This is a genomic window from Crocinitomix catalasitica ATCC 23190 (genome assembly GCF_000621625.1).
In the GTDB taxonomy this organism is placed as follows: domain Bacteria; phylum Bacteroidota; class Bacteroidia; order Flavobacteriales_D; family Crocinitomicaceae; genus Crocinitomix; species Crocinitomix catalasitica.
The window spans coordinates 1-25,569 of sequence record NZ_JHXV01000024.1; the positions used below are offsets into that span (position 1 = coordinate 1).

Sequence of the window (25,569 nt, forward strand, 5' to 3'; positions counted from 1 at the left end):
GTCGTTTAATATGAAAAAAAACAAACATACCTTTTAAAGGAAAATCCTGAACTGTAATGGTTTTATGAAAACCTTTTGAAATTAATTGACGTGAATTAAATTCTTGGGGAACAGTATTCTTTTCCTCAAAATAAAGGTTCAATCGTTCTCCTACTTTTTTTGATTCCGTAAGCTCAAAATGTGCTACCAAAATCTCAGGTAAAATCATTTTTATTAAGTCTAAATATCCCTCCAAAACTTATTCTTTTTTACAAAGAAAATCATTTTAGTCTAAATTCCTCCCCAACTTTTGTGACTGATCCATGAAAAAGGCTTCACGGTCATAAGCATATTTTTGTTGCACCGCATCAAAACTGAATGGGACGGCCATTTCTTGTTTAAATTCATTAAATACACCATACAATCCAGCTTCACTACGCACCGCTAAAAAGGCGCCGCCATCTGCAATTGAAGGATTATACAAATTCAAAGCGTTGTTAATATATCGAATTGATGTAAGTTCTGATTTTACTAAAAATTCACCATTCGAATTACAAATACCGTATAAGGTTTGATGGTTGGGACCAATACTATCCCGCTTAACGATTATGACTTCACTTCCCCTTGTGTGACTTTTTTTGATATGACTATAAATCATTGGTAATACCTCAGATCCCGTTTTATCAATCAGCCCCATTTTTCGCTTATCAAATACTAAAAAGTGATCGTCCAATGTCCAAATATATTCGAAATTGATTGGGATGATGACTTCATGTTTACGGTTAATGATTCCTTTTTTTTCATCAATCGTAACAATTAAAAAATCATCAAAACCACTTTCGTAAAAGTCATCAATTTTGTCGTATATCGGAGGAATAATAACCTCGCCTTCTTTCGAATACCAGCCTTCTTTTTTATCCTTGGTAACCTGAAAACCTTCGTTAAATCCCTGTAGCCAAATCGCGTCGAATTCTATTGGAATGACTTCTTCGCCTTCTTTCGTATAAATCCCTTTTTTACCATTTTGCGTGACCGTTACATACCTCATTCCATCCATGTAAATACGATCGAATTCGATTGGAATGATTGATTTAGTTGTGTTAAAGTAAGCGCCCTGTTTATCACCCTTCTTGAGCAAGTAATACTTGTGTGTTTTATTGAATTCTATTCCGTCACAATCCATCGGTGTTAGCATTTCTCCTTTGCTGTTGATGAGACTATAGACTTCACCTTTTCTTGCTATGATAGGATTTGCAAAAGCTGAGACTTGCGCAAAATGCTCATTTGATTGATTGGTTTTTCTAAAACCTGCTGTGCCGATTTTTAATTCATCATACTCAAAGGGAATTTGAATTGAATTGTCGGCAATGAAACCATACTTATTGTCTACAGAAGCGATGATGCCGTTTTTATAGATCACAATATTATCAATCGGTTGTTTGATCTGTTTACCATTCGCTAAAAGCACAGCTGTCTGATTCTTTTTATCACGTACGACAAAGATAGAACTGGTTGCATCAGCATAATCTAAATGATCATATTCAAGTTTTAAAATGGCTGCACCTTCAAAATCAAAAGCCCCATATTTATTATTGAGTTTGGCTATGATTGAATTTCCTGATTGGCGAGCATTAAATAATGTATCATACTTCATGGGTAAGATTAATTCAGCCGACTTATTTAAAGCACCATATTTCCCATTAGTCTGAACGACATAACAATTCCGATAACTTTTAACATGATCAAAAACAGGGGCGAAAATTAATGAATCACCTTTTTTAAATCCGTATTTACCCTCTTTTTTAAAATAAGAAATGGCATTTCTATCTGGTCCAGGCATCTCAATGACATCATCGAAGAACTCACCCATGGGTGTTTCAACGACTTGAGAAAAGTTGAATAAAGGATATAGAAAGAATAGGAGGAGTGTGGAATGTTTCATTTTATGGAATGGCTTTTACATTGCAAATTTAAGGATAATAATATTGGCCAATTTTTGCTGTAAAACAGATGGTGTTCGATTGATTTCAAGCCGTAAATAAGTCGTAAATTTGCGCCATGATAAAATTAAAAGGCATCATCTATGTGGTAGTTGGTGCTGCGAGTTATGGTGTTTTAGCGACTTTTGTTAAGCTTGCTAATAATGACGGTTTAAGTACAGGCGGAATCAACTTTCTGCAATATTTTCTTGGTTTTGTTGTGCTGGCTTTATTGACTTTGATGAAAGGGAAAAAGACGGTTGTTAAGGATTCGCTTTATCCGAAGTTGCAGTTGGTTTTATTTGGAACAACATCAGGTTTGACGAGTTATTTCTATTATTTGTCGATTCAATATTTACCCGTATCAATTGCGATAATATTGCTGATGCAAGCAATTTGGATGGGGGTTGTGTTAGAAGCCATTCTCCAAAAACAGATCAGCAAGATAAAACTTATTGGCAGCGGATTTGTCATTCTAGGGACCATGTTTGCCGTTAATATTTTTGAACAATCAAGTACACTAAATTTAATAGGTATTGTATATGGTATTTTAGCAAGTATCGCTTATACGATTTCGCTTTATGCATCGAATGCCGTTGCGCTAAAATTGCCAAACCTCGATCGTAGTAAGTATCTTATTTTGGGTGGAGCAATTATTGTCGGGTTAATATGGAATACAGAATTATTGGACACCATTAATTTTACAGATCCTAAATTGTGGCAATATGCTATTTTTCTCGCGCTATTCGGTGCGATAATTCCCCCTATCGCCTTTAATAAGGGATTCCCAATTATTGGTATTGGTTGGGGAAGTATCTTAACTGCAATTGAGATTCCTGTTTCTATCACAACGGCTCACTTATTATTGCACGAAAAAGTAGCAATGATTCAATGGTTGGGTGTTGGGATCATCATCATCTCAATTGTGATGATCAATTATAAAAACATCTTAAAATCGAATAATTAAAACTCGAAGATGACACCGATAGTTGGTGTTATCAATCTACTTTCATTATTTATGATAAGCGGAACAGCATTCGATCCATCTGCTTGAATTGGGTTACCATCGGTTGACGCAAACCCTGTATTGTCCGCATTCCTTTGGAAGGTATAATAGGGAGAGGACTCTTGTTTATAAGCAAGGATATTTTGAATATCGATATAGAAATCGAAACTTACTTTTTTCAAGTTTACAATTTTATCAATTCGGATATCCATTTGATTAAAATCGCGCAATCTACTTCCGTTGACATCATTATAATTCAAGACACCATTACCTGTAAATAAATAAGTTTGTTGCGATGCTTCAAGATCCCAGGGTGTATAAGGAAGTCCACCTGAATAACGATATTTTAAACCTAACTTCCATGTTTTACCTAAGTTCAATCCTAATGTTGCCGATAATAAATTTTGACTGTCCCATGCTGAAGGCAACAATTCGCCATCACTGCCAGAGAATAAACTTCGGACATACGTATAGCTCAAAGCAAAGAATACATTTTTAACCAGTTTTTGCTGAACAAAAACCTCAAAGCCATAAGTCTGCCCTTTACCGTCGCTTGTTACAAATTCATTACCTACTGCGCCAAATTCTTGTCCTTGATTCGCTAAAGACACCCCATTTGCGACTGAAACAGGGTAATTGCTATATTCCTTGTAAAAACCTTCTAAAGTAATTCGTAACCCTTGGTTCGGCAAGAATTGAGCACCCAATACATAATGATCAGAACGGATATAAGTCAAAGATTGATTGACATATTCACCCGCAATATTTTGGTAACCCAAAGAGGTATAAGTAGGGATTTTAAAATAACTGCCGACAGAAGCTGTAATGTCCCAACGATTATTTAAATGATACGCTAAAGACAACCTTGGCGAAATGGTTTCTAGTGGATTATTCCCTTTGTCCGTGAACGAATTCATATCCGTTCTTACACCTGCTGAAACGAGTAATTTATCTTTAAAAATATTTTTAGAGACTTGAACGAATAGACCGTATTTAAAGAAATCAATCTCGCTATTCCCTTCAATAATTTGAGCAGGCACAATCAAGGTTCCAGTTGAATCGTAAATGTTCTGTGTTATTTTATTGTAGAGTGACGAATTGTATTTAACATATTGCGCTACACCTCCAAATGAGTATTTCCAACCATTTTTATATTGGTTAAAATCGAATCGCAATTTATTCTCTATCTCTTGAGATTGCAAGCCGAAATTTCTATATTCCTCATCGCCATTTCGCGCATCCTCAAATTGATCCAGTTGATTGTCGAACATGTTTCTACTTAATGCTAGATTGAAGAAACCGTCCTTTACCCGATGTTTCCAAGCTGTCCCTACGGTATAATTCCATTGTGTGATAAATGGCAACGAACGACGCAAGTATTCGGTTTCGTCATTGTCTTCTTTCGTGGCTGCAAAATTGAATCTATCGTATGCGCCTAGACCAAGAACAGTTATTGAGTTTTTATTATTTGGTCGGAAAGTCGTTTTGAATTGGTAGTCCGTGAAATTAGGTCGAATGGGCAAATCTAATAAAGTGAAGAGCAGATCGAGATAAGATGCTCTTGCAGAAACCAAGAAATCATTTTTCTTCCCCATAGGTCCTTCTAAAGTCAATACACTTTCAGTAACACTTGCCCTAACATTACCCGATATTTTTTCTCTATTTCCTTGGCGTTGTGTAATTACAAAAGTAGAAGCCAATGCGTTATCATAACGCGTATCAAAAGCAGATGAACTCAATTTAAGATCCTCTATAAAAGACACGTTTAAAATTCCTTGGGCTCCACCGGACGAACCTTGTGTTTGAAAATGATTCAATACTGGAATTTCAATTCCATCTAAATAATAAACATTCTCATTGGGCGCTCCACCACGAATGATGATATCATTTCTTTGCGCTCCGCCACCGGATCCACCAACACCAGGTAGTGTTTGTACCACTTTAGATACATCAAAATTCCCACCGGGATTCGATTCAATCTCTATTGAAGTCAATTTCTGAACAGACAAAGGCGTAACCATATCCGTCGTTTTTGCAATTTTGTCATCTTGATAAACCACATCAACTGATTTTAATTCGCTACTAGTTTGACTTAGCGTAAAATTCACCGTTTGCACATTTCCTGAAGTAACATTGATATTGAATTTCTTCATGGCTTCGTAACCAACGAAAGACACCCTTAAAGTATAAGTACCTACTGGTAATTCTAATCGATAATTCCCATTTAGATCAGTAACAGCACCTTCTGTTGTTCCCTCAACCAATATTTTAGCAAATAATAGAGGTTCTTCGGTATTAACATCCTTAACGATACCTTGAATAGATCCTGTGTTTTGACTAAAACCTACGGAAATTGAAAGCAACGCGATATATAGAATTAGGGATTTCATTTATTACGATTTCGTTATTGTTTAGACAAATATACAACTATTCCGAAATAAATTATAAATAATAGTACGGTTTCGTAAAAAAATGTTTTAACTTTATTCCATGGAAAGTACCCTAGTGCAACTAGTAAAATATTACGAAAAGTTTAAAACATCACTAAAAGCCGATGTTCAGGGGGATAATATGACTAAATTTATAGCTTATTTAAATTCTGAAGTTGGAACGGAATCGTCCATTAATGAAGAGGTGAAGGTTGAGAATTGGAAAAATTTAAATCGAAAAACCTTATTAGAGATGACTTCTGCATATCTCGGAAAAATGGGAAGGTATGTAGATAATTATTGTCGAAAAAATTTGCCTGAAACACCGCTGGGTAGTATGGAGGAATTTACTTATTTGATCACTTGTATGAAGTATCAAAAATTGACTAAAAGTGAATTAATACAACACAATATACATCCTACAACAACAGGAACAGATATTATAAAGCGGCTATTAAAAAAGGGGTTTATAAAACAATCACCCAATTTAGAAGACAAGAGAAGTACTTGTATTGAAATTACGGATCAGGGAAGAGGTGCGATTTTTTCTACGTCAGGTACTTTGAATAAATTATCAATTATTAGCGCGGGTATCTTATCGAATAATGAATTGATTTTATTGGTTGGGATGCTTCAAAAATTAGATCAATTTCACGAAACTATTTTACACGAACATAAAGAAATGGATCTCGACTTGATTCTGTCGGAGAAGGAATCTCAAATTTTATAAGACAAAAAAAAACACCATTCAGCAATTTAGCAAAAGGGTGTTTCTTTGAGCTTTGGGTTAACGCTACATTATTTAAATAGTCCGCCTAATTTTCCTTTAATTGCGTCCATCGTGTCTCCAGAAGTGAATTTGCTTAACATATCACTATCAGTAAACATATCCATTAATCCGTTGCCTTCTTTGTCTCCTTTTTCTGCTGCAGAGTTTGAAAAACCACTCATTACTTTAGACATAACAACAGATTTAATTTGATCGATAATTCCTTCAGACAAACCAGTTTTATTCTTCAAATTAAAAGCCAAATCGCCTTCTAATTTTTTACTTACATTGTTTGCTTCAGTAGTATTGTCGTTAGAAGAGAATAAATTAGACATTGTGCTGTCATTACCTCTTGCTTTTTCTTTAGTTGTACGATATTTAACCGCTTCAACCGCTTGCTTTGTAACTTCTTGCTTATCGTTATCTGATAAACCAACTTTTTCAAGGATATCTCCTAAATCTACTTTACTCATTAAATCGTCTAATCCAAACATTTCTTTTCTTTATTAATTAATTTGCCATATTCTATTTGGCAAAGCAATTTACTAATTTATCTAAGATGTTTGAAGCAGAAATCGATAGAGGACAATAAATTAACTTTGAATGACCATTTATTGATTTTGAGGACTATAAAAACTTATTCAGCAGATTTTCTTTGGCTATTATTTTATGTAAATGTGGATTTGTTCTCAAACCATCAAGTACTTCTAGGTGACCAAGATGGTGAGAATCACTACCAATCAAATCAACCCAATCCCGATCAATTAACTCTTCTGCCATTTTTTTGACTTGTGGTCCGTATTGACCAGACAGAGAATTGGTATTCACTTGTATTAGAACACCTCTATTGCGGTAATCCTCAATTTTAGCCCATTCGTTAAAATAAAATGGATAGCGTTCAATATGAGCTATAATAGGTTTATATCCTTCCGTGATGAGTTCGAACATTGATTCTTTTATTCTATTTTGCTCAGTTGTAAAAGACAATTCAAATAACATATAATTATCACCAAATGTGAGAATATTTTTAGATTCAATAAGTTGCGATAAATTATGATCCAAATAATATTCGGCTGCAGCTTCAACAGCGATGGGTAGGTTTAACCTTTGAACTTCTGCTTGCAAGTCATCCAGTCCAGCATTAATAATTTCTGGAGTGTTTTTATAATAGTCACTCATTACATGCGGAGTGGTAATTACTTTTGTATAGCCTAATTCAATAAATTTTCTCAACATAACTATTGCTTCATCAATAGTTTTAACACCGTCATCAATGCCCGCTATTAAATGGCTATGAACATCAGTTTTAAGTATAGATAAATCTGCAGGTTCAAGTTGAGGTGTTTTCTTAAAAAGTCGATTGAATACTCCCATTTTATTTACATTGTTTTTCTGATGAGTAAAGTTATTGATTAATAACCAAACCTAAGAAAGAAATATTATTTTTATGAGAAAACATTTTGCAATTTTCTGCAAATATTAACGTTAGTAAAAAATGCGTATAGTCGTCAGTTTTATTTTGTTATCATTATTAATTCAAGGTTGTAAGCACGAACCTGAAGAAAAGAGCATTGATAATTTTAGTAAGTCGTATGGTGGCTTAGGTGATGATGTTGCCGAAAATATGATTCGTATAGATGAGTTTATTTATATGATAGGTACTACCAGGAGTTTTGGTAATTCAAACGGCTCAATTTATTGGGTGAAAACAGATTTGGATGGTAATAAAATTGGCGAAAAAATTATTGGTGAATCGGGTTATTGGAACGGGAATTCGATCACAGCATTAGCTGATGGTAATATGATTGTAGGTGCTACTTATTCGACTGATGGTTCGGCCTATAATTTGGCAATTTATAAAATGAATACCGCTGGAGATATTTTGAATGTCAAGAATATTGACGAACCGTCACATATGTCTATAGACGATGTTTATGAAACAAAAGACAATCGTTTAATGTTGATAGGAGCTGATAATAGAGCAGGGCATCGTCAAATATCTTTAATAACGCTTTCAAGTAGTTTAGATTTTCTTTCGCAAAAATTATTCGGAAGGTCAGGTGTTGATGGAGGATCTAGAATTCTTGAACAAACCGATGGAGACTTTATGCTTTATGGTTATGGAACTATTCCTGGGAATCCCAGTCAAGATTTGTATTTAATGCGTTTAAATGCCGATCAAGATTCATTATGGGGCAAGTATTATGGTGGTGATGACTATGAAGAACCACAGCAATTCTTGCAGACCTCAGATAATGATTTTTTATTGGTTGGCCATTCGGCAAGTACTGATCCAATTCACAATATGTATATCGTAAAAGTTAATGCGGATGGTGATATAATTTGGGAACGAGAATTTGGTGGTGCAGCTCATGATGGAGCTGAAGCAGCTTTAATTAATTCGAAAGGGCAATATGTTTTTGTAGCGAGAAGTATGAGCTTTGGAGGGAATCAAAATGCCTATATGGTGGTCACTGATAAGAATGGAAATATGATAGAGGATTTAGTAATTGGCGGAGATGGAATGGACAGGTTTAATGATATGGTAGAATATGAAAATTACTATTATCTGGCAGGACATACAAGCTCGTTTGGCAATGGCGCATTAGATTTTTATTTAGAGAAAATGCAAGTAAAATAGCATGATCAAGTTAAAATTAGCTCCCTTTATTATTGATGATTTCGAGAGATTAATTAATTGGTCGATCGACGAAAAAATTCTAATTCAATTTGCCGGACCGATCTTTACTTTTCCCTTGACAAATGTCCAATTGCAAGATTATATTGAACAACCTTTATTGAAGCCGTTAAAAGTGATCGATCCTCAAACTGACAAGGTAATTGGTCATTGTGAAATGAATTTTAGTAATCCAAATATCCCTCGAATATCAAGGGTTTTAATTGGTGAAGAAAGTGATCGTGGTAAAGGTTATGGAAGAGCATTGATTGAAGCGATTGCATTGCGTTTATTTGAAGATGAAAAGGTAAAGCAAATTGATTTAAATGTTTTTAAATGGAATGCTGCAGCCATTAGCTGTTATCAGAAAATGGGTTTTGTAATCGGTCGAGTTGCACCAAAAGTTTTAACAGTTGAGGGAGAATTATGGGAAGGTTATAATATGGTTTTAGATCGATCAGTTTTTGCGCATAAATTAAATAAGGAATGAATTTTATTGATGTAATTCTTGAAGAGATTAATAATGGCAATTTAAATGCGGAGGAACTTCTTCTTTCTCGCGGTGATTTTTTGTGTCAGCCGAATCAAGTTCATACCAAAGTATATTTTGTTTTGGATGGAAGCATCAGAATATTCTATGTGGACGATCAAGAAGAGCATACCATTCGTTTTGGTTATAAAAATTCGTTTTTCGCAGCACTCGATTCTTTTCTCAATGATTTACCGACCAACTATTATATGCAAACAATTAAATCGAGCAAGTTACTGGCGGTTGAGAAAAGTGAATTTTTGAATTTTATTCAATCGAATGTCAAATATCAAGAAGCATATCAAGCGTTGCAGCAAGATTTGATTTTGCAACAAATGGAAAGGGAAATTGATTTATTGACGGCATCGCCGATTATTAGACATCAAAGGGTGTTAGAACGCAGTCCACAGTTGTTTCAAGAGATTCCATTGAAATATATTGCCTCTTATTTACGCATGACGCCCGAAACTTTATCTCGAATTAGAAAGTCTTGATTTCAATCAATATTTATTCGATGAATGATTTTGATCTTTGTGATGTAAAATTTTTTAAATGAAAGCAAGTCAAGATCAACTCATAAAAGAACTAATAAATATTACTGTTTCAGTAAAGGCTGAGGTTGTTAAAATGAAGGAGCAGCCATTGTCTCAACTCAATTTAAAGCAAAGTGCTGAAAGTTGGAGTGCATTGGAATGTTTAGAACATTTAAATAGATATGGGGACTTTTATTTGCCTGAAATTAAAAGAAGAATAGCAGACGCCAAAGCAAAACCTACAACAAATTTTAAAAGTTCGTGGTTGGGCGAATATTTTGCGAATGCGATGAAGCCAGATGCAAAATCAATGCAAACATTTAAGGTCATGAATCCTGTTGGAAGTGAATTGGATAAAACTGTAATTGATACTTTTATTCAACAACAGGATACGTTGCTTGATTTACTCGAAGCTGCTCAAACAACATCATTACAAAAGATCAAAACTTCAATTAGTATCAGTAAAATGATTCGACTTAGACTAGGAGATACATTTCGTGTTTTAATTTATCATAATGAAAGGCATTTGGCACAAGCAAAACGCGCTGTTGATGCTAAAAAATAGTTGGAGTAATGATTTAATATTGAATCGGCTTGTTTTTATTTGTAATTGAAGAAATATAGAGTGTTCGAAAGTGCCTAAAAAGAAACTGAAATTCTAGGTGCCATTCTTTTAAGAACCATAAGAAACGAATTGAAACCGGCTAAAAAGTAAGGAAGCTCCAATCTTTGATTGGAGATCGCCGATCTTTTCCAGTTTCAAGAGTGGCGTTGGTGAGTAAAAGCGGGCTACTGGATGCGGGCCCTGCCAGGCAGCCTTTTTTGCTTACTTTTTTTGCTGTAAAAAAAGTGAGAAAGACTAAAATAAATATATTAATTCAGAGTTTTATAAAAATATTTCGTCTACTATTTTTTTTACCAGTAACAAGGCGGTTTTTAACTGTGATTATGAGTCGTAAATAGTTGATTGTTATTGTTTAGTATTTGTTTTTGCTGTCGCTTTTAAACAGTTAATAATTATTTTTTTTGAATACATTATTTATTCAAAATTTTGGCATAAATTCGATTAAAAATTACATGAAAAATGATTCATCCAAAAACTGAAATTAAGTTTATTAACGACATCGTTGGATATGGTGTTGTTGCTACTGAGTTGATTCCTGCTGGAACAATAACTTGGGTTTTAGACAAATTAGATCGGGAGTTTACACCTGATCAAGTCGCAAATTTGGAGCCTATTTATCAAGAAATTATAGACACTTATACTTTCCGAAATAATTTAGGTAATTATGTGTTGTGTTGGGACACTGGTCGTTTTGTCAATCATAGTTTTAATTCGAACTGTTTAACTACAGCATACGATTTTGAAATTGCGATTCGAGACATTCAACCGGGCGAACAATTAACAGATGATTATGGTTATTTAAACATCTCAGAGCCTTTCAAAGGAATTGATGAAGGGACAAGAAGAAAAACAGTTTATCCAGATGATTTGGTGAAGTATCACAGTCATTGGGATAAGAAAATTCAAAAAGTGTTTCACAAAATTCAAACCCTTGATCAACCATTAAAAGGATTGATTCAACCGGAAACATGGAAAGAGATTGAACGCGTTAATGAAGGTGAAAAAGAAATGGAATCAATTTTATCCAATTATTTTGACAGTGAAAAGGACGGGAAAGAATTAAAACGGAAAATGGCTTAATTTTTAAAAAAGAATCATGTAAATTGCAGGTATTATGACAACCAGAAAGATCATTACTGCAATTTACATCTCTTTAATTTCTTTGACAATTGTTAGTTGTACAGAGAAAGGACCGAATACAAATTCGGGTGGTGAAGATATCCTTACTGTACATGAAATAACACAACCAATCATTGCTTCTAGTATCAATTATGTGGATACAGTTTATGTTCCAATTTATTCAGATATTTATGTGAATTCGTCCAATACCAAAAGCCTTTTAGCTGCGACTTTAAGCATTCGGAATACAAGTTTAAGAGATAGTATTTATATTTCCTTAATTGATTATTACAATACAAAAGGAGACCTTGTTCGTCAATATTTAGAAAGACCAATCATGTTAAAACCACTCGAATCGGTTGATTATGTTGTAGAGAAGGAAGACGATTTAGGAGGTTCTGGTGCCAACTTTATTTTAGCATTAAGTTCAAACAGTGCAAATGTAAGTCCTGTCATTCAAGCTGTAATGATTGGTAACGAAGGAAACAAAGGTTTTTCATTTACAACGGAAGGATCTTCAATAATTCGTTAGTCATCGCCTTTTAACTTATTTTATCATAACTTAACTTAAAAATTAGCCGTTTAAATAATAATTGTAACCAAAGGTGTTTCAGATAGTTATTTTTGTCTGTAATCCCCTATGAACTGATTATTATGGTAAGAATATTACTCCCTATTTTTTGTTTGATTTTATCTCACGGCTTTGCGCAAAACGTAAAAGTTGAAGGAACGTTAAAAGCAGACGATTTACCCTACGAATTATCGAAAATGTTGATATATAAAAGTGTAGATTCGACTTTAACCAAAGCTGTATTTTTAGATAGTTCCTATTTCTCAACCGAATTTAATAGCGAAGGTGTAAGTGATTTTTATATGACTTTACGTGCACCTGGATTTAGTGATACAACCATTAGTTTTTCTATAATTGATGGTTTAGCGAATTTGGGAACGATAGAATTAACCAAATCTACAAATTTAGAAACGGTTGATTTTGTATATCAAAAACCAACATTCGAACGCACGATGGATGGAATTTCCGTAAATGTAGATGGTACAACTTTAGCGCAACTCAATAATTTATTTGATGTCTTAAAAGCGGCACCTCGTTTAACTTCTCCTGATGATGAAAGCATCGAAATAATAGGGAAAGGCAGTCCGCTGATTTTAATTGATAGGCAAGCGATTATTTCTAACGAAGAATTAAAAGCGATACCTGCTGATCAAATCGAAAAAATTGAGATTATCACCAATCCTTCAGCTAAATATAAAGCACAGGGAAGTGGAAGTGGTGTGATAGAGGTATATACTAAGAATTTCCATTTAGAAGGTTATAATGTTACAGTCAGCGCTGATGGAGGCATTAATACCCAATTAAAACCAACGTCAAGGTTGAATGGAGGAATTAGCTTGAAGAAGAACAAATTCTCATTGAATGGTTATTTAGGAGCAAGTTATTCATCACAAATATCGTTAAGTGAAACAGAAGGTTTTACGACCGATGATTCTCAAAGAACTTTTGATAGTGAATCGACAGATGAAAGTCAAAACTTATGGAATTATTATAATCTAAAGGCGGCATATAGACCAACAGATAGACAGCGATTCACGGTTGGTGTTAATGGTTATGGTTCACTAAATAGTTCAAATAATGTATCTGATGCTATTTATGCGATTAATGAGGCAAAGATGACGAGCGAATCTCAATCAAGTGATCCGAGTAGTACTTGGTTAAATAATAGTGCTTTTGCGAATTATACCTTAGAGACGGATACGAACAATAGTGCATTAGAGATCAACTTAAATTATAACAATAAGATCAGTCAAAGCAAAGGGAATTATTTTTCTGATTACAATAATTTCGTAGACAATTCATTTAGTACCTTTAATGTTCGGAATGAGAGCTCTGATCGCCCGAATGTAGGCGAGTTACGCGTGAATTACGATCATAATTTTGATACGACTAAATGGTCGTTAAATGTTGGAGGATCATATAGTATTCTAATAAATGGCAAAAAATTCAATCAGTTTAATAGAGTGGGCGAAGAATATATTGTAGATCCACTTTATACTAATTCGTACGACTATCAAGAACAAATAGGAGCTTTATTTACTGAATTGTCTAAAAACTGGGATAAGTTTGGTTTTAGAGTAGGAGTAAGAGGCGAGTATACAGGTTTAAATGGATATAGTAATTCATTGGATCAACAATTTATAGATTCGACTTATTTTTTATTGTTCCCCAATGCTAGTTTATTATTCGAGCCGGGTGAAAATGTCGCTCTATCATTGTCCTATTCAACAGGAATTGATCGCCCACAATTTTCAAATTTCGATCCTTTTGTAAGAATTCAAGATAGTTTATCGGTGACGTACGGAAATCCTTATTTGCGTCCGGCGACTATTCAAACTTTCAGTTTAGAAATTGATTTGTTTTACGCTTATAATTTAACCTTGAGTTATACCCATAAAAAGGATCAACAAAGTACTTTATCATTCGTTGATGACGACAGTTTTTACAGAGAATCAACACCAATGAATGCCGATTATGAGGAAGTTTATAGCGCGAGTTTAAGTATCCCCATTCAGCTAAAATGGCTAACAGGTTGGAATTCCATTTGGGCAAATTATAATCAATATTATTTCACACCAGAATTCGGTAGGGAGAATTTAGGGAACCTAACCTATGGTTATTACGGTCATTTAAATTTCACTTTGCCTAAAAATTGGTCGATTATGAATCGTTTGTATATTTATAAATGGGGTAGTTCGGACATGGTGAGTAATACGGTATTGAATTGGGGCATGCGTTTCACGAAAAAATACAAAGGCAATAATTTCCAAATTTATGCAGATATCAGCAATATTATTCCACCTGTAAGCAAGTACGAAAACTACTCAGGAAACTTCCAGGCGAATACGATTTCTCAGAATAATTTCACGGCATTTAAATTGGGATTGTATTATAAGTTCGGTCGTTTAAAAGGATCGAATGATATTCAGGAGTCTAAATCTAAGCAGTCGGATAGGATATAAGCCCGCGTGAGCGGGAGTTGATAGATAATAGGTGTGAGCTTTTTGTATGTCCCTGATATAGGTTGATCGCTACTAATAAATTAACACCACATTAAAGTATCATTTCCCCGCATGTAACTTTTCTGCTGCGGTTGTAAACCATTTCCAAAATTTCGCATCTAGCAACAATGCAATGCATTGAGGTTTAACTCAAATTACTTATTTATGACTCTGTAGTAGTCACACATCTCTAACTTGAACTGCTACCAAAATTCTCTGACCCTGTAGGGGTCACATATATTCCTCTTTTATATATCAAACTTATGGAGAGGAGATATAAAACTCAACTCATAATCAATGGTTTGATTTGTATGGGGTTGAGTTACCATTCGAGAGTTGTTAGTCTTGAGTTTTTGATATTTGAGTAAGTCTGAAGCATGTCGATCTGAAGTTATTAAGAAAACATGTTGTTTTTTGATCGGATAGTTGCTATTTAATCAATGTAATTGGTAATAGATTAAGCTGGTTTATTTGCTGGATAATTTGTCTTTTGGGTTTCTGATAGTGTGAAATACAGCGTCGATAAAAAGCGTTGTTTTTGTAGCCTCATATAATATAACAAAGGGAAATCGATCCATTGGAAATTGATTGTGGTGTTTTCCAAATTTAGTAAAGCCATTTACCGAATGACTAATTGTTTTGAAGGCTTCGTCTAAAGCAGCTTCAAAAATTTTCCCAAGACCTTTATTTTGATTTTCATACCATAAATAAGCTTCTTTTATTTCAATTATAGCTTTTTCTTCAATTTGAATATCTAATGATTTTTTCATTGAAAAAAATGGAGTCTAAAGTCCCGTATCTATTTGCCCTAAATTACCTTTAACATCTTGCCAAGATTGAGTTGTTGAAGTACCATTCAATCGATTTTTTCTTCTTTCTTCAACAATTCTTAATTGTTCATCAGTAAGCACAACATCGCTTTGCTCGACTTCTTTTACAAATTCGAGTGTTCTTAAAAACTCCAGCAACGCTTTCGCTTTTTGTGATGATCCATCTATATGAAAAGTATGCGTCATATACCAAAGATACAAAAAATGAAACTAGAGTAATGGATTTTTTTTGAATATGAAAGTATGGTAATCCAATATTCCCCTCGTCCTTTGAAGTCTTTACGTAAGTTGATCTTCCTCGCGTTAGCGATAGTAGTGGATATCCTTTTTGTTTTTTAAGTACAATTTCTCAAAGTGGGCGCTGAGGTGGCTGCATAGGCAAGAGGAATAGAAATGCAAAAGGAAGACAAAAAGATAAGAACGAATAGCGCGACCGGGCATCAGCGGGGTAACGCCCAAAAAAACATTAAAAATTAACCTTGATTCTTTGACGAATAAATCTCACTAAAAAAATCCTTATTATATTTAGATCAAAACAAATTTATGTTAGCAAGAATACTTGGAATTGCCTTATTATTTATTGGATTTACGGCTATTGCGCAAACGGAAAATACGCAAGAAGTAAAGGGGTTAGATTATGATGGAATGGTGAAATTCGCTGAATTACCGCTGCATTGTATTGAGCAGGAGTACCCATACAAATTGGGGCAGGTGCTGACAGATTCGACGGACTTAAAAGGACCAAAAGCTTTGCATCCTATTTTTTACGGTTGTTTTGATTGGCATTCGTCTGTTCACGGGCATTGGTTATTGACGATGGCGATTAAAAACCATGTGAATACGCCTTTAAGTATTGAGGCAACAGCGCTACTTGCCAAACAATTTACGGCGGAGAAAGTGGCGGCGGAATTGGCGTATTTCGAACCTAAATTGAACAAGTCGTTCGAACGCACTTATGGTTGGGCTTGGATTTTGAAATTGCATGCGTCAATGCTGGATAGTTATGAGAAGGAGACGAAGGTTTGGGCGGAAACAATGGCGCCACTAACGAATCATATTGTGGATGCCTATAAGGAGTTTTTACCGAAATTATTGTACCCAATTCGAGTGGGAGAACATACCAATACGGCCTTTGGTTTGAGTTTGGCATTGGATTATGCAAGAGTAGCAAAAGACACGGCTTTTGAGGCGTTGATTGTGCAAAGAGCGAAGGATTTTTATATGGAGGATAAAGGATGTCCGTTAACATGGGAACCGAGTGGTTATGATTTTATTTCACCTTGCTTACAAGAGGCAGAATTGATGTCGAAAGTATTGGATGAAAAAACTTTTAATAGTTGGTTAAAGGAATTTTTACCGGCTTTATTTTTACCTGATTTTAAGTTAGAACCGGGTAAAGTTTTGGATAGAACCGATGGTAAATTGGTGCATTTAGATGGGCTGAACTTCTCGAGAGCTTGGTGTTTTTACGCCATTGCAAAGAAGAATAATGACTTGAAAGATAGGATGGTGAAATTAGGTGATTTACATATTCAAGCGTCTAAAGAACAAGTGGTAGGCAGTGATTATATGGGCAGCCATTGGTTGGCTTCTTTTTTGGTTTATGCACTTGAAGCGAGAAAGGGATTGTAGGAGAAATAAATTTTCTTGGGTTACCTTCGTTTGATTTTGACATAAAATAAGTACAAGAGTCGAAAGATGCGCAGTTTTGATTTTTGATAAAATGTTTCACTCATTCCAATTTAATAAATAATTACCGTGAATATTTTGATTTATGTTTTCGCATATATTCATCATGTTTAACGTTAACTTACAATTAAGTTGGTTTTAAACCTTTATCAATGATGAAAAAACTTCTTTTAATATCCGTTGTATTACCAATTTTTTCGTGGGCGATGCGAATTACCGATGTTGCTGACATTCCAGGAAATGAAAATGCTATAGAGACAATTGATTTGTCGAATCAAGGTTTGACTGAATTGCCTTTGAGTATTCTAGATTGTACCAACTTAAAGCACTTGAATCTGTCAAATAATGGGCTGATTAAATTGCCAGAATATTTAAGTCAATTAAAACATTTAGAAGAACTTGATTTATCAGGGAACCAAGGTTTAAGTTTCGTTGATTTAGAAACGCTTTTCCTCACCAATAATTGGCAGCTAAAAAAGCTTGATTTAGGTGATTGTCAAATGATTTTTATTCCGACTACCATTGGAGAACTTACCAATGTTGAGGTTTTGAACTTGGCAGGTAATGAATTGAAAGCTTTGCCATATACCATCGTTAAATTAAGACATTTGAAAGATGTTGATTTATCAAGAAATAATTTAGAAGATATTTCATGGCAAGTTTTAAAATGGTGGGGCTTAAAAAAGTTAGATGTCTCAAATAACCCCAATTTAAAACTCGATAAATTATTGATGAGTTTAGGCTATTTTGAGCAAATAGATAATTTGGTAATCAGTGAATTAAAAGATTTCCCGGATAATTTCGTTGCTTTAAATGTTAGGAGTCTTGAAGTTCGTAATTCGACGTTGAATACATTCCCTAGAAATGACAAGTCGACGCAGATAAAACAGTTAAGTTTTATCAATTGTAAATTTGAAAACCCGGATCAATTTGTTGAGGTATTGAACAATAAAGTTTTCCCTGAGCATGTGAGAATTGAAGGTTGTACTGAACGTGAAATGATTCCTTTTTTAGGATTAAAAGCAGATAGCATTAGTGCACAAAACAATCAATTGACAACTGTTTTGCCTATTGTAGAAATGTCGTCGCTACGTTATTTAGATGTAAGAGGCAATCGCATTCCCAAAACTGAATTAAAGGAAATAAATAGGCTAAGACCTGAAATCGATGTGCTTTTTGTTGAAAATATTACACCCAAAAAGGGAGTTGAAATTCCTTTGGAGAAGTTCAAAATAGAACCATTAATCCGCACAATTCAAGCAGGGATAGCGCAAGAATTAAAAATGGGTAAGACGACTTTAGATATTCCGGAAAATGGGTTTTTAACAGAAAATGGAGAGGTCTATTCTGGTGTTGTTTCAATGGAATACCAAGAATTTATGAATCCGCTAGATATCTTTTTAAGTGGAATAACAATGACGGCAGATTCGTTAGATGAGACATTTGTTTTTTCGTCAGGAGGAATGTTTAACATGGTAGCGAAAGATGATCGAGACAATATGTTAAAGGTGAATCCATCAGCTCCAATTCGTATAAATTTTGAAAGCCCTTCGGCAGATCCAAAAATGAATCTCTATGCGTTAGACGAGGGTGGGGTTTGGGTGAATAAAGGAAAAGATGAAATTGTAGAACCTTTTAAAATCGATATGTCACTTGTTGATTCTGCAGTGGACATTGCTTTTAGAGATGCGATGAATCAAGACTTAGTTTTTTACGAAAATAGGTTTGTACCGAATGTGAAAAAGAATAGCCAGTTCAAGGCCTATGAAGTCAATTTTACAGAATTATTTACACACAGAACAAGAAAATCTATCGATAGCCAGGGTTCGATGTTGTTAATTCGATCGACGAATTTGACAAAAAGTTTCGTTGGTAAAACGACGTTAATAATCGATGCCAATCAACCTGAACAATATGTTGAAAAGCTAAAACAAATTGCCAAAACCTGTAAAAAGGATTATGCGCAATTTCGCTATAAATCTACGTCAGCAAACAAAGTTTATAAATTAGACTATGATATTGGCCTAAACTATATTTCTGATATTGAATTGAATTTAGACAAAGAAAGCGATCGCTACAAATTGTCTTTTTATTTCCGAAATGAATTAATCGAAATTCCTGTTGTCTTGCGGTCAGCATTAAATAATCCTGTTCGTCGAGTTGATATTTATAAGAAATTTCACAAACAATTATTGTCAGTTAAAAAGCAAGAATATAAATTGCAAATGAGCCAAAAACGTAAGGCAGATATCGCTATGGTGAAATGGGTAAGTGCGATTCGAAATATTGCAAGAAATCGAGAAATATCTCGTCAAACTTACCTTGATCGAGTGGCGAGAGGTGATTTTAGTGCGAGTGTGGTGCGTGGTTTCAATTTGCCAAATTTCGGGATCTGCAATATTGATCAATTGAAGAGAATTAAGCAACCGAAACGAGTCCCAACGGATTTTGTAGCAATGGATGGAAATTCAATACCTAGAAGCATTAAAAGTGTTACAGTATTGGATTATGGGATCAATTCGGCGTTTTCATTTAATAATTTGAATTCAGCGAAGTATAGTGGGAAGAGTAAAACGGCAATTCTCGTTTTTTTCTCAAAAAATAGATTGGGTGTTTGGCGGTCATGGGAGCAATTCGATAAAGCCGATAAAATGGCTCTTGAAATTTTAGAATTGGATGACATAAACAAAGTTGATCTAGCCGAAATAATTGGAGCATGATGAAAATCTTTTTAAGTATGATTTTCCTAATGTTCTGTTTTGTTGGGATTTCGCAAAAGCAAATATTTTATGACCATATTTCCGCAGCAGAAACTAAGTTTTTCGAATTGACTGCACCTACAAATGAAACTGTAGATGTAGTTAATTTAAATACGGATAATTTAAGTGGGAAAATTATGTTCGCTTGGAACGATGTCCGAAAAAAGAAAGGCCGTGTTGCGCTGACACAGAGCATTCCATTAAAACAATATTCTTTTGGTGCACAGCAGTACTTTCACCGGTCATATTACCAGAAAAAATCAACAGAAGAGAAGTTGAAGATTTATACCGAGAGAGGACTTCGGTTTTTAGATGCACCATGCCGTCACTTCCAGGTGGCGGCATTTACGGTTAATATAGTTGATTTACATTCTTTTCAGCGGTTTTATTTTGATAAGAGTGATGGTGAAACGCCTTTAGGATTATTCTTAGGGAAACGACCGAAGTCCACAAATCCGGATTCGGATAATTATGAAGAACCTGTTCCAATTTCGTATTTAACAGAAAACGAATTGGTTGAAAATATTTTAGTAGATATTCGTCGGAGAATAGGCAATGAAATGTACAGTAAAGACTATGAGAATTTTGCAATAGAGATCATTGTGAATGACAATACTTTATTCCGCCGTAAAATTCCAACAGCCAATGTTTTGGTTATTATTGCTGGCAAGCAGTTGCAGAAAGTGAGAGGGTAGGTTGAAATTCAGAATGCCGGTATCAAATGATCGTATTTTTCATACCTTCTAATATAAAGCGCCAAGCATAACTCCACATTGACCTGGTTGGATCACGTTCAAAACGATGAACCTCGCTATGTTTTTCTATTGGAGGATTGAGGAGCTTACTCGCAATAAAAGAAAGCACTTTACGCTGCTTACCTCTTTTGTTATAGATATCTAAAGCAATATCTTGTGATTGAATCATAAATGTACCATTAGCAGTTCCTCTACTTACCATATTTGCTCTTAATTCTGTAATTAACCCACGTAATTTAACGTTTACAGATGGTCGAAGTACACTATTCAAAGCATTGGTTTCAATGTTTACCGCATGCACGTCTAACTTAAAGGTTTCAACTTCGGCAAATTGATCATAAGAAATATCTACATCAACATTTGACTTGGGGCTCAAAGCAAAACTTCCTTTTAGTAGGGCATTTTCATTTCTTTCTGGTAGATTATGAATATGTATTAGTCGTGCATTCACTTTATTCAAATCAATCTCGCTTAGTTTTCCATCCGATTCTTTCATTGAATAATGAATGGTCGAATTTTTAGTTTCCAATGCTTTGCAGTCGATCTTAAAATTGAGTTGCTGAATCATTTGTCCATAAGTCAGCTTATTTTTTGAGTAATTGGGGATTGATTTGTCGCGATAAACAGCTAATTGGAACGAGTCAATTTGAATTTCATTCACTATAATTTTTTCCAATTTATTATTTGTCGCTACGAAATCAATGCTATCAATTTGCAAGTGATGCGCCATTAACGACAAATGATCTTTTTGTTCTGGTATGTGGTTAATATAATCAGCTTTTGAATAACGGGTCAAGACACTAAACGAATCTATTAGAACTTGATGATTATGATATGTGATGTGATCCATTCGAATGTCGTGTAGATCTCCGGTGTATTGCTGTAGATACTTAATTTTTAATGTGTCAAATTGACTAAGACGAATATCAGACAAATTACGAAGCGTAGCTTGCAAATCAACCTGTAAAAGGCGGGTAATTGTATCCGTCTTGCCAATACTATCTTTAACTAGCGAATAATAATCCAGTCCTGCTATTTCGACCTTCCTTAAAGTAATAGGCTTTTGTTCACTTTTTGTGCTTTTATTCGATTGAGTAGAATCCTGCTTAAAATGATTCAGTTTTACATTTTTTACTATAGACTTCCGTATAAGGATGGTATCTGAAGCTATAATTTTCATGATACCGATACGCAAACTAACTTCCTCGGCTTCTAATTCAAATAATTCATTGCTGAATTTTAAGTTTTTGAAAGCAATGTCTCCGGAAAAACTCAAATTATATTCCGAATAAGTCAAGTGTTCTTGCTTCGATAATTCCTTCTCAATATACCATTCAAGCGAGAAAATTGCACCAATATATAGTATTGCAAAAGCAGCAAGTACGATAATTATTTTCTTTAATGCTTTCATTGGGATGTTTGAAATATGAAAGATATGGTTTTTGTGAATTACAATAACAAAAACTTCCTTTATTGCGGATTAAAAATCATTGTACCAGTGTGATGATAATAACCAAAGGAATTGAAAAAACTAACTTGAAAATAATCGTCTTCAGCTTTAATTTGGTGATAATTAATGGGAATAATTTCTTCGCCTAAATCATTATAAAGTCCAACCAATCTATTCTCATTCAATAAATAAAGTTGATTAGAAATTGGGTCGATGCTTTGAAAAGATAACGCTTCGTTTAGAAAACCATCATATAAATAATCAATATTTTGATCCGTAACGATTAATTGATCCTCTTGAATCGCTTTAATATTATCGAAAGGAAAATCGTTCAGTTTAACACCTTGCTCATTGTATAAATCATACATTTTATTCTTTAATGTTGCTTTGTAAAATGTCGAATTATACGCTTCTATTTCTGTGTAAACGTAGGGAAGGATCGTTTCACCATACTTATTGATTATCCCAAAACCATCTTTAGTTCTAATGATATAATGCGACAAAAGATGTTCAACTTGATAAACCATGCTGTCAATTATTGACTGGCCTTCAATATCTATAAGCAATCTTTTTTTGTCGTGTTTGACTAAAAACCAATTCGGATTAATAGTTGTTTTTACTTCACTGTAAACGGGTTTTGTTAAAGTGTCTAATGCAAAGTTTAAAAATCCAAAATCTCTTGTTGGACCTTCGTATACTATCCCGGTTGAAACCACTTTTTCGACGGAGGCCATTTTTTTAATCAAGGGCTCATTCGTCTTTAAATCATATAAGATATAATTATTTTTCTTTTTGAGTAAAAGCTTTTCTTCCGCTAGAGAATATCCTACGATTCTTGTCTTTTTGGGCAGCATTAAATCATGCCCAATTTTGTGAAGGTGCAATTGTTTACCTCGATCAATATAAACAATATATTCATCGTTAAAATCAACTACCTCTTTGCAAATGTCGGAATTGACAATAGTATCTTCTTTGGCATTGATAATGACAGTTCCCTTTCTGTTTTCTATCGCAAAACAACCATTACTGAGGTCGTGTAACTTCCTTGCCTTTACAGGACTGATAATATAACCTCCATCTGCATCAATAAATGATTTTTTACCTTGAACTATAATTGCTGCTTTATCATTTACGAATGGGAGAATATAATCGAATTTTGTATTCGTTATGGCTTGCAAAGTAGTGTCTAATAATTGCCAACCTTTTTCACCGTTGACTTTCGTCATCCAGCTGCCGTTATAATAATTCTTAATTTCTGAAATTTCGGTTTTTGCAGTCAGCCCTGTAAACCGATCATAAATATAGTTTTGATTCGTTGATTGATGAATTTCAAAATAGGATTTTCCTGCAACAATTTTTCTCTCTATAAATTCAGCTTCAAGCGGAATTATAATTTTAAGTGTTGTGTCAATTACACCCCATTTTTTATTCTTTACGACGATTGCTAAACCATCCTTAAAAGGCAATGCATGATCGAATGGAATGTCATTTAATATGGCACCTTTTTCATTCAAAAAATACCATTCACCACCTTGAATTGATATGAATTTTTCGTCGTCATCTATTCTTTTTTGATTCGCGTTAATATCATTTAAACATTGCCATGTAGTGGATATTGAATACCTTTTTTGTTTCGCAGTCAACATTTTTGTTCCCCCTTTGCAAACCAATAAAAATCCATCTTGATAGTTGGCGTAATAAGTTAAGTCTTTCCATACAGTTTTGAAATTACGGTCCACCAATATTAAATTTTTATCGAATGCTCTAATTAATGTCCGGGTCGATGAAATATCTTCAAAATTAATTGATGCGAATACTTGTTTTGAAATGTACTTTTTTAAGTGATGATCAACCAGATAAAACGGATGCCCATACCACGCAAAAGTGTTTTCACTCAGTTCTACTTTAGTTCGAATCATTTTTGCATTATTACCCCTAATTGGGATGTATGCCTGGGTGAATCCGAGGTTATCACGAATATTAATGAATGAGAATTTTGGAATTAGAATGATTGAATCATTCTCATCTTTTAGTCCCCAATTTCCCATCTCTTTTTTAACGGTATCTTTGACAGGCACGTATAAGATGGGTCTAAACCATCCAAAACGGTTTACATCTTCAGTATCACCAAAACGAATCCTAGTTGAAGGCTGCTTTGGATAAATTTCTTTCTCAATGCCAATTGACATATAATCATTAAATTCTTTTCGTTCCCCAAAAACACCATCCTCAGAGATTGTATATATTACCATTTTCTCTTTGGTATAACATTTTACGGCCTTTTCAAATACACTGATTTTTGTAAAGATGGTATCTTCTAGTTGCTGTCCTGAATTTGTATACAGTCCATATTTCTCATTTTTAACCGTCACAAAATTGTAGGGGTAGGACTTTATATTATCGTAATCGGCAGTAATTAATTCTTTCCCTGTCGAAGCGTATACGCCGTACTGGTCAAAGTCACTTACAAAATAAGCGCCATCAATCTCTTCTATAGATGTATATTTTGGTGGTACAATAACTTTATCGCTCAATAAACTATGTACGCCGTATTGACCATTCAATGTATAGATAATAACCGTAGAACTCAAACTAACAATATCGTCAAGGGGTGGGATCGTATACACTTTATCCATTTCGGGTAAATAAAGCAGCCTTTTATTGTCTTTTGTTGCGATAAAATACTGGTCTTTTAATAATCGAATATAATTTACTTTTGGTCCAATTTGTTTTAAATCAGCCATCCGAAAGATTCGAAAAATATACTCCTTTGTATTTATAATTCCATACTGATCATTAACTTGCTCGTATGAAGTTACTTTGTCCAATAGCATCGCTTTCTCCTTTTTTGAATATAAAATAGACGTACTATCCGCTGTCGATAAAAGTATTAATTCTGGAAAATTTTCAAAATATCCGGTTGCATTACTCCGAATAAATTTGTTCGAATTGGCAAGAAAAAACTGATACTCATCTTGCTTTTTCAACAAAAACAATTCGGGTGATAAAAGATGGATTGCGTCATATTCAAGCGGCAAAATTTCTTTCCCTAATACAACTAAATTAAATTTTTCATCTTTATTTGCACTATACGAAACGGAGTCGTGTATGAAGATGTTTTTGTATTCGGCTTTTTGTAAAACTTGTCCATTTTTGTCTAATAAACCTCTTTTGTTGAGGTGTGTAAAAAGATAAACATTGGCCGTTGCATTATAAGTAATATGGTCATATCGCAAGGACAATACTTCAGTTCCATCAGCTCGAACCAATCCCCATTTACCATTTTTAGCTACAGGGAACAGTCGCTGTTGTCCATAACCTAAGGTAATTGTAAATAGAAAAATAAGACTTGAACACAACCATTTCATG

21 protein-coding genes are annotated in these 25,569 nt (G+C 34.2%); 12 read left to right on the top strand and 9 right to left on the bottom strand.

Going from position 1 to position 25,569, the window contains the following annotated elements:
* Nucleotides 1–235 (bottom strand): ISAon1 family transposase N-terminal region protein (locus T367_RS25040; RefSeq protein WP_027420349.1); only part of this gene is annotated, 235 nt, incomplete at its 3' end.
* 30 nt (nt 236–265) lie between these two features.
* Nucleotides 266–1,921 (bottom strand): WG repeat-containing protein, encoded by a 1,656-nt coding sequence (locus tag T367_RS0113635; RefSeq protein ID WP_084274430.1) that lies wholly within the window; start codon nt 1,919–1,921, stop codon nt 266–268.
* A gap of 116 nt (nt 1,922–2,037) precedes the next feature.
* Here T367_RS0113635 and T367_RS0113640 point away from each other — a divergent pair, with 116 nt between their 5' ends.
* Entirely contained in the window at nt 2,038–2,925 is an 888-nt protein-coding gene (locus T367_RS0113640) for an EamA family transporter (protein WP_027420351.1), read from the top strand.
* Here T367_RS0113640 and T367_RS0113645 read toward each other — a convergent pair.
* Nucleotides 2,922–5,354: a TonB-dependent receptor gene (locus T367_RS0113645; protein ID WP_027420352.1), complete on the bottom strand. Its 2,433-nt coding sequence runs from the start codon at nt 5,352–5,354 to the stop codon at nt 2,922–2,924. The two genes, T367_RS0113640 and T367_RS0113645, sit on opposite strands and share 4 nt — an antisense overlap.
* Before the next feature lie 100 nt (nt 5,355–5,454).
* Here T367_RS0113645 and T367_RS0113650 point away from each other — a divergent pair, with 100 nt between their 5' ends.
* Nucleotides 5,455–6,123 carry a MarR family winged helix-turn-helix transcriptional regulator gene (locus T367_RS0113650; protein WP_027420353.1) on the top strand — a complete coding sequence of 223 codons (669 nt, stop codon included), beginning with the start codon at nt 5,455–5,457 and terminating at the stop codon, nt 6,121–6,123.
* Between the two features lie 68 nt (nt 6,124–6,191).
* On the opposite strand, the gene T367_RS0113655 is transcribed toward T367_RS0113650, so the two are convergent.
* Both T367_RS0113655 and T367_RS0113660 read right to left on the bottom strand, forming a co-directional pair.
* Nucleotides 6,192–6,656 carry a hypothetical protein gene (locus tag T367_RS0113655; protein ID WP_027420354.1) on the bottom strand — a complete coding sequence of 155 codons (465 nt, stop codon included), beginning with the start codon at nt 6,654–6,656 and terminating at the stop codon, nt 6,192–6,194.
* A 133-nt stretch (nt 6,657–6,789) separates the two neighbouring features.
* The gene (locus T367_RS0113660) at nt 6,790–7,536 is read right to left on the bottom strand and encodes a tyrosine-protein phosphatase (protein ID WP_027420355.1); all 747 of its coding nucleotides are present in this window, start codon (nt 7,534–7,536) and stop codon (nt 6,790–6,792) included.
* Nucleotides 7,537–7,657: 121 nt separating this feature from the next.
* On the opposite strand from T367_RS0113660, the gene T367_RS0113665 reads away from it, so the two are divergent.
* From T367_RS0113665 to T367_RS0113700, 7 genes are all read left to right on the top strand, one after another.
* Nucleotides 7,658–8,803 carry a hypothetical protein gene (locus T367_RS0113665; protein ID WP_027420356.1) on the top strand — a complete coding sequence of 382 codons (1,146 nt, stop codon included), beginning with the start codon at nt 7,658–7,660 and terminating at the stop codon, nt 8,801–8,803.
* 1 nt (nt 8,804) lies between these two features.
* Nucleotides 8,805–9,329, top strand: a complete 525-nt coding sequence (locus tag T367_RS22425) for a GNAT family N-acetyltransferase (protein ID WP_035844100.1) — start codon at nt 8,805–8,807, stop codon at nt 9,327–9,329.
* Complete coding sequence (locus tag T367_RS0113675) at nt 9,326–9,862, top strand: Crp/Fnr family transcriptional regulator (RefSeq protein ID WP_027420357.1); 537 nt, start codon at nt 9,326–9,328, stop codon at nt 9,860–9,862. Before T367_RS22425 ends, T367_RS0113675 begins: the two co-directional genes overlap by 4 nt.
* A 58-nt stretch (nt 9,863–9,920) precedes the next feature.
* Nucleotides 9,921–10,466 (top strand): DinB family protein, encoded by a 546-nt coding sequence (locus T367_RS0113680; RefSeq protein ID WP_027420358.1) that lies wholly within the window; start codon nt 9,921–9,923, stop codon nt 10,464–10,466.
* A gap of 519 nt (nt 10,467–10,985) precedes the next feature.
* Nucleotides 10,986–11,606 (top strand): SET domain-containing protein, encoded by a 621-nt coding sequence (locus tag T367_RS0113690; RefSeq protein WP_027420360.1) that lies wholly within the window; start codon nt 10,986–10,988, stop codon nt 11,604–11,606.
* A gap of 34 nt (nt 11,607–11,640) precedes the next feature.
* A complete protein-coding gene (locus T367_RS0113695) occupies nt 11,641–12,177 on the top strand; it encodes a DUF3124 domain-containing protein (RefSeq protein WP_027420361.1) in 537 nt (178 codons plus the stop codon).
* Between the two features lie 122 nt (nt 12,178–12,299).
* Entirely contained in the window at nt 12,300–14,678 is a 2,379-nt protein-coding gene (locus T367_RS0113700; RefSeq protein WP_027420362.1) for a TonB-dependent receptor domain-containing protein, read from the top strand.
* Nucleotides 14,679–15,184: 506 nt separating this feature from the next.
* Here T367_RS0113700 and T367_RS0113705 read toward each other — a convergent pair.
* Together T367_RS0113705 and T367_RS0113710 are read right to left on the bottom strand one after the other, a co-directional pair.
* On the bottom strand, nt 15,185–15,487 hold the full coding sequence (locus tag T367_RS0113705) for a hypothetical protein (protein WP_051568556.1): 303 nt from the start codon (nt 15,485–15,487) through the stop codon (nt 15,185–15,187).
* Between the two features lie 15 nt (nt 15,488–15,502).
* The gene (locus T367_RS0113710; protein WP_027420364.1) at nt 15,503–15,733 is read right to left on the bottom strand and encodes a hypothetical protein; all 231 of its coding nucleotides are present in this window, start codon (nt 15,731–15,733) and stop codon (nt 15,503–15,505) included.
* 357 nt (nt 15,734–16,090) lie between these two features.
* On the opposite strand from T367_RS0113710, the gene T367_RS0113715 reads away from it, so the two are divergent.
* The 3 genes from T367_RS0113715 (at nt 16,091) to T367_RS0113725 (ending at nt 20,690) form a co-directional block, all read left to right on the top strand.
* Nucleotides 16,091–17,179 carry a DUF2891 domain-containing protein gene (locus tag T367_RS0113715; RefSeq protein WP_035844104.1) on the top strand — a complete coding sequence of 363 codons (1,089 nt, stop codon included), beginning with the start codon at nt 16,091–16,093 and terminating at the stop codon, nt 17,177–17,179.
* A 209-nt stretch (nt 17,180–17,388) separates the two neighbouring features.
* The gene (locus T367_RS0113720) at nt 17,389–19,956 is read left to right on the top strand and encodes a leucine-rich repeat domain-containing protein (RefSeq protein WP_027420366.1); all 2,568 of its coding nucleotides are present in this window, start codon (nt 17,389–17,391) and stop codon (nt 19,954–19,956) included.
* Entirely contained in the window at nt 19,953–20,690 is a 738-nt protein-coding gene (locus T367_RS0113725) for a hypothetical protein (RefSeq protein WP_027420367.1), read from the top strand. Before T367_RS0113720 ends, T367_RS0113725 begins: the two co-directional genes overlap by 4 nt.
* 22 nt (nt 20,691–20,712) lie before the next feature.
* Here T367_RS0113725 and T367_RS0113730 read toward each other — a convergent pair whose 3' ends face one another.
* The gene (locus tag T367_RS0113730) at nt 20,713–22,161 is read right to left on the bottom strand and encodes an AsmA family protein (protein WP_027420368.1); all 1,449 of its coding nucleotides are present in this window, start codon (nt 22,159–22,161) and stop codon (nt 20,713–20,715) included.
* A gap of 59 nt (nt 22,162–22,220) precedes the next feature.
* Complete coding sequence (locus T367_RS0113735; protein ID WP_027420369.1) at nt 22,221–25,568, bottom strand: WG repeat-containing protein; 3,348 nt, start codon at nt 25,566–25,568, stop codon at nt 22,221–22,223.
* Between the last annotated feature and the right edge of the window lies 1 nt (nt 25,569).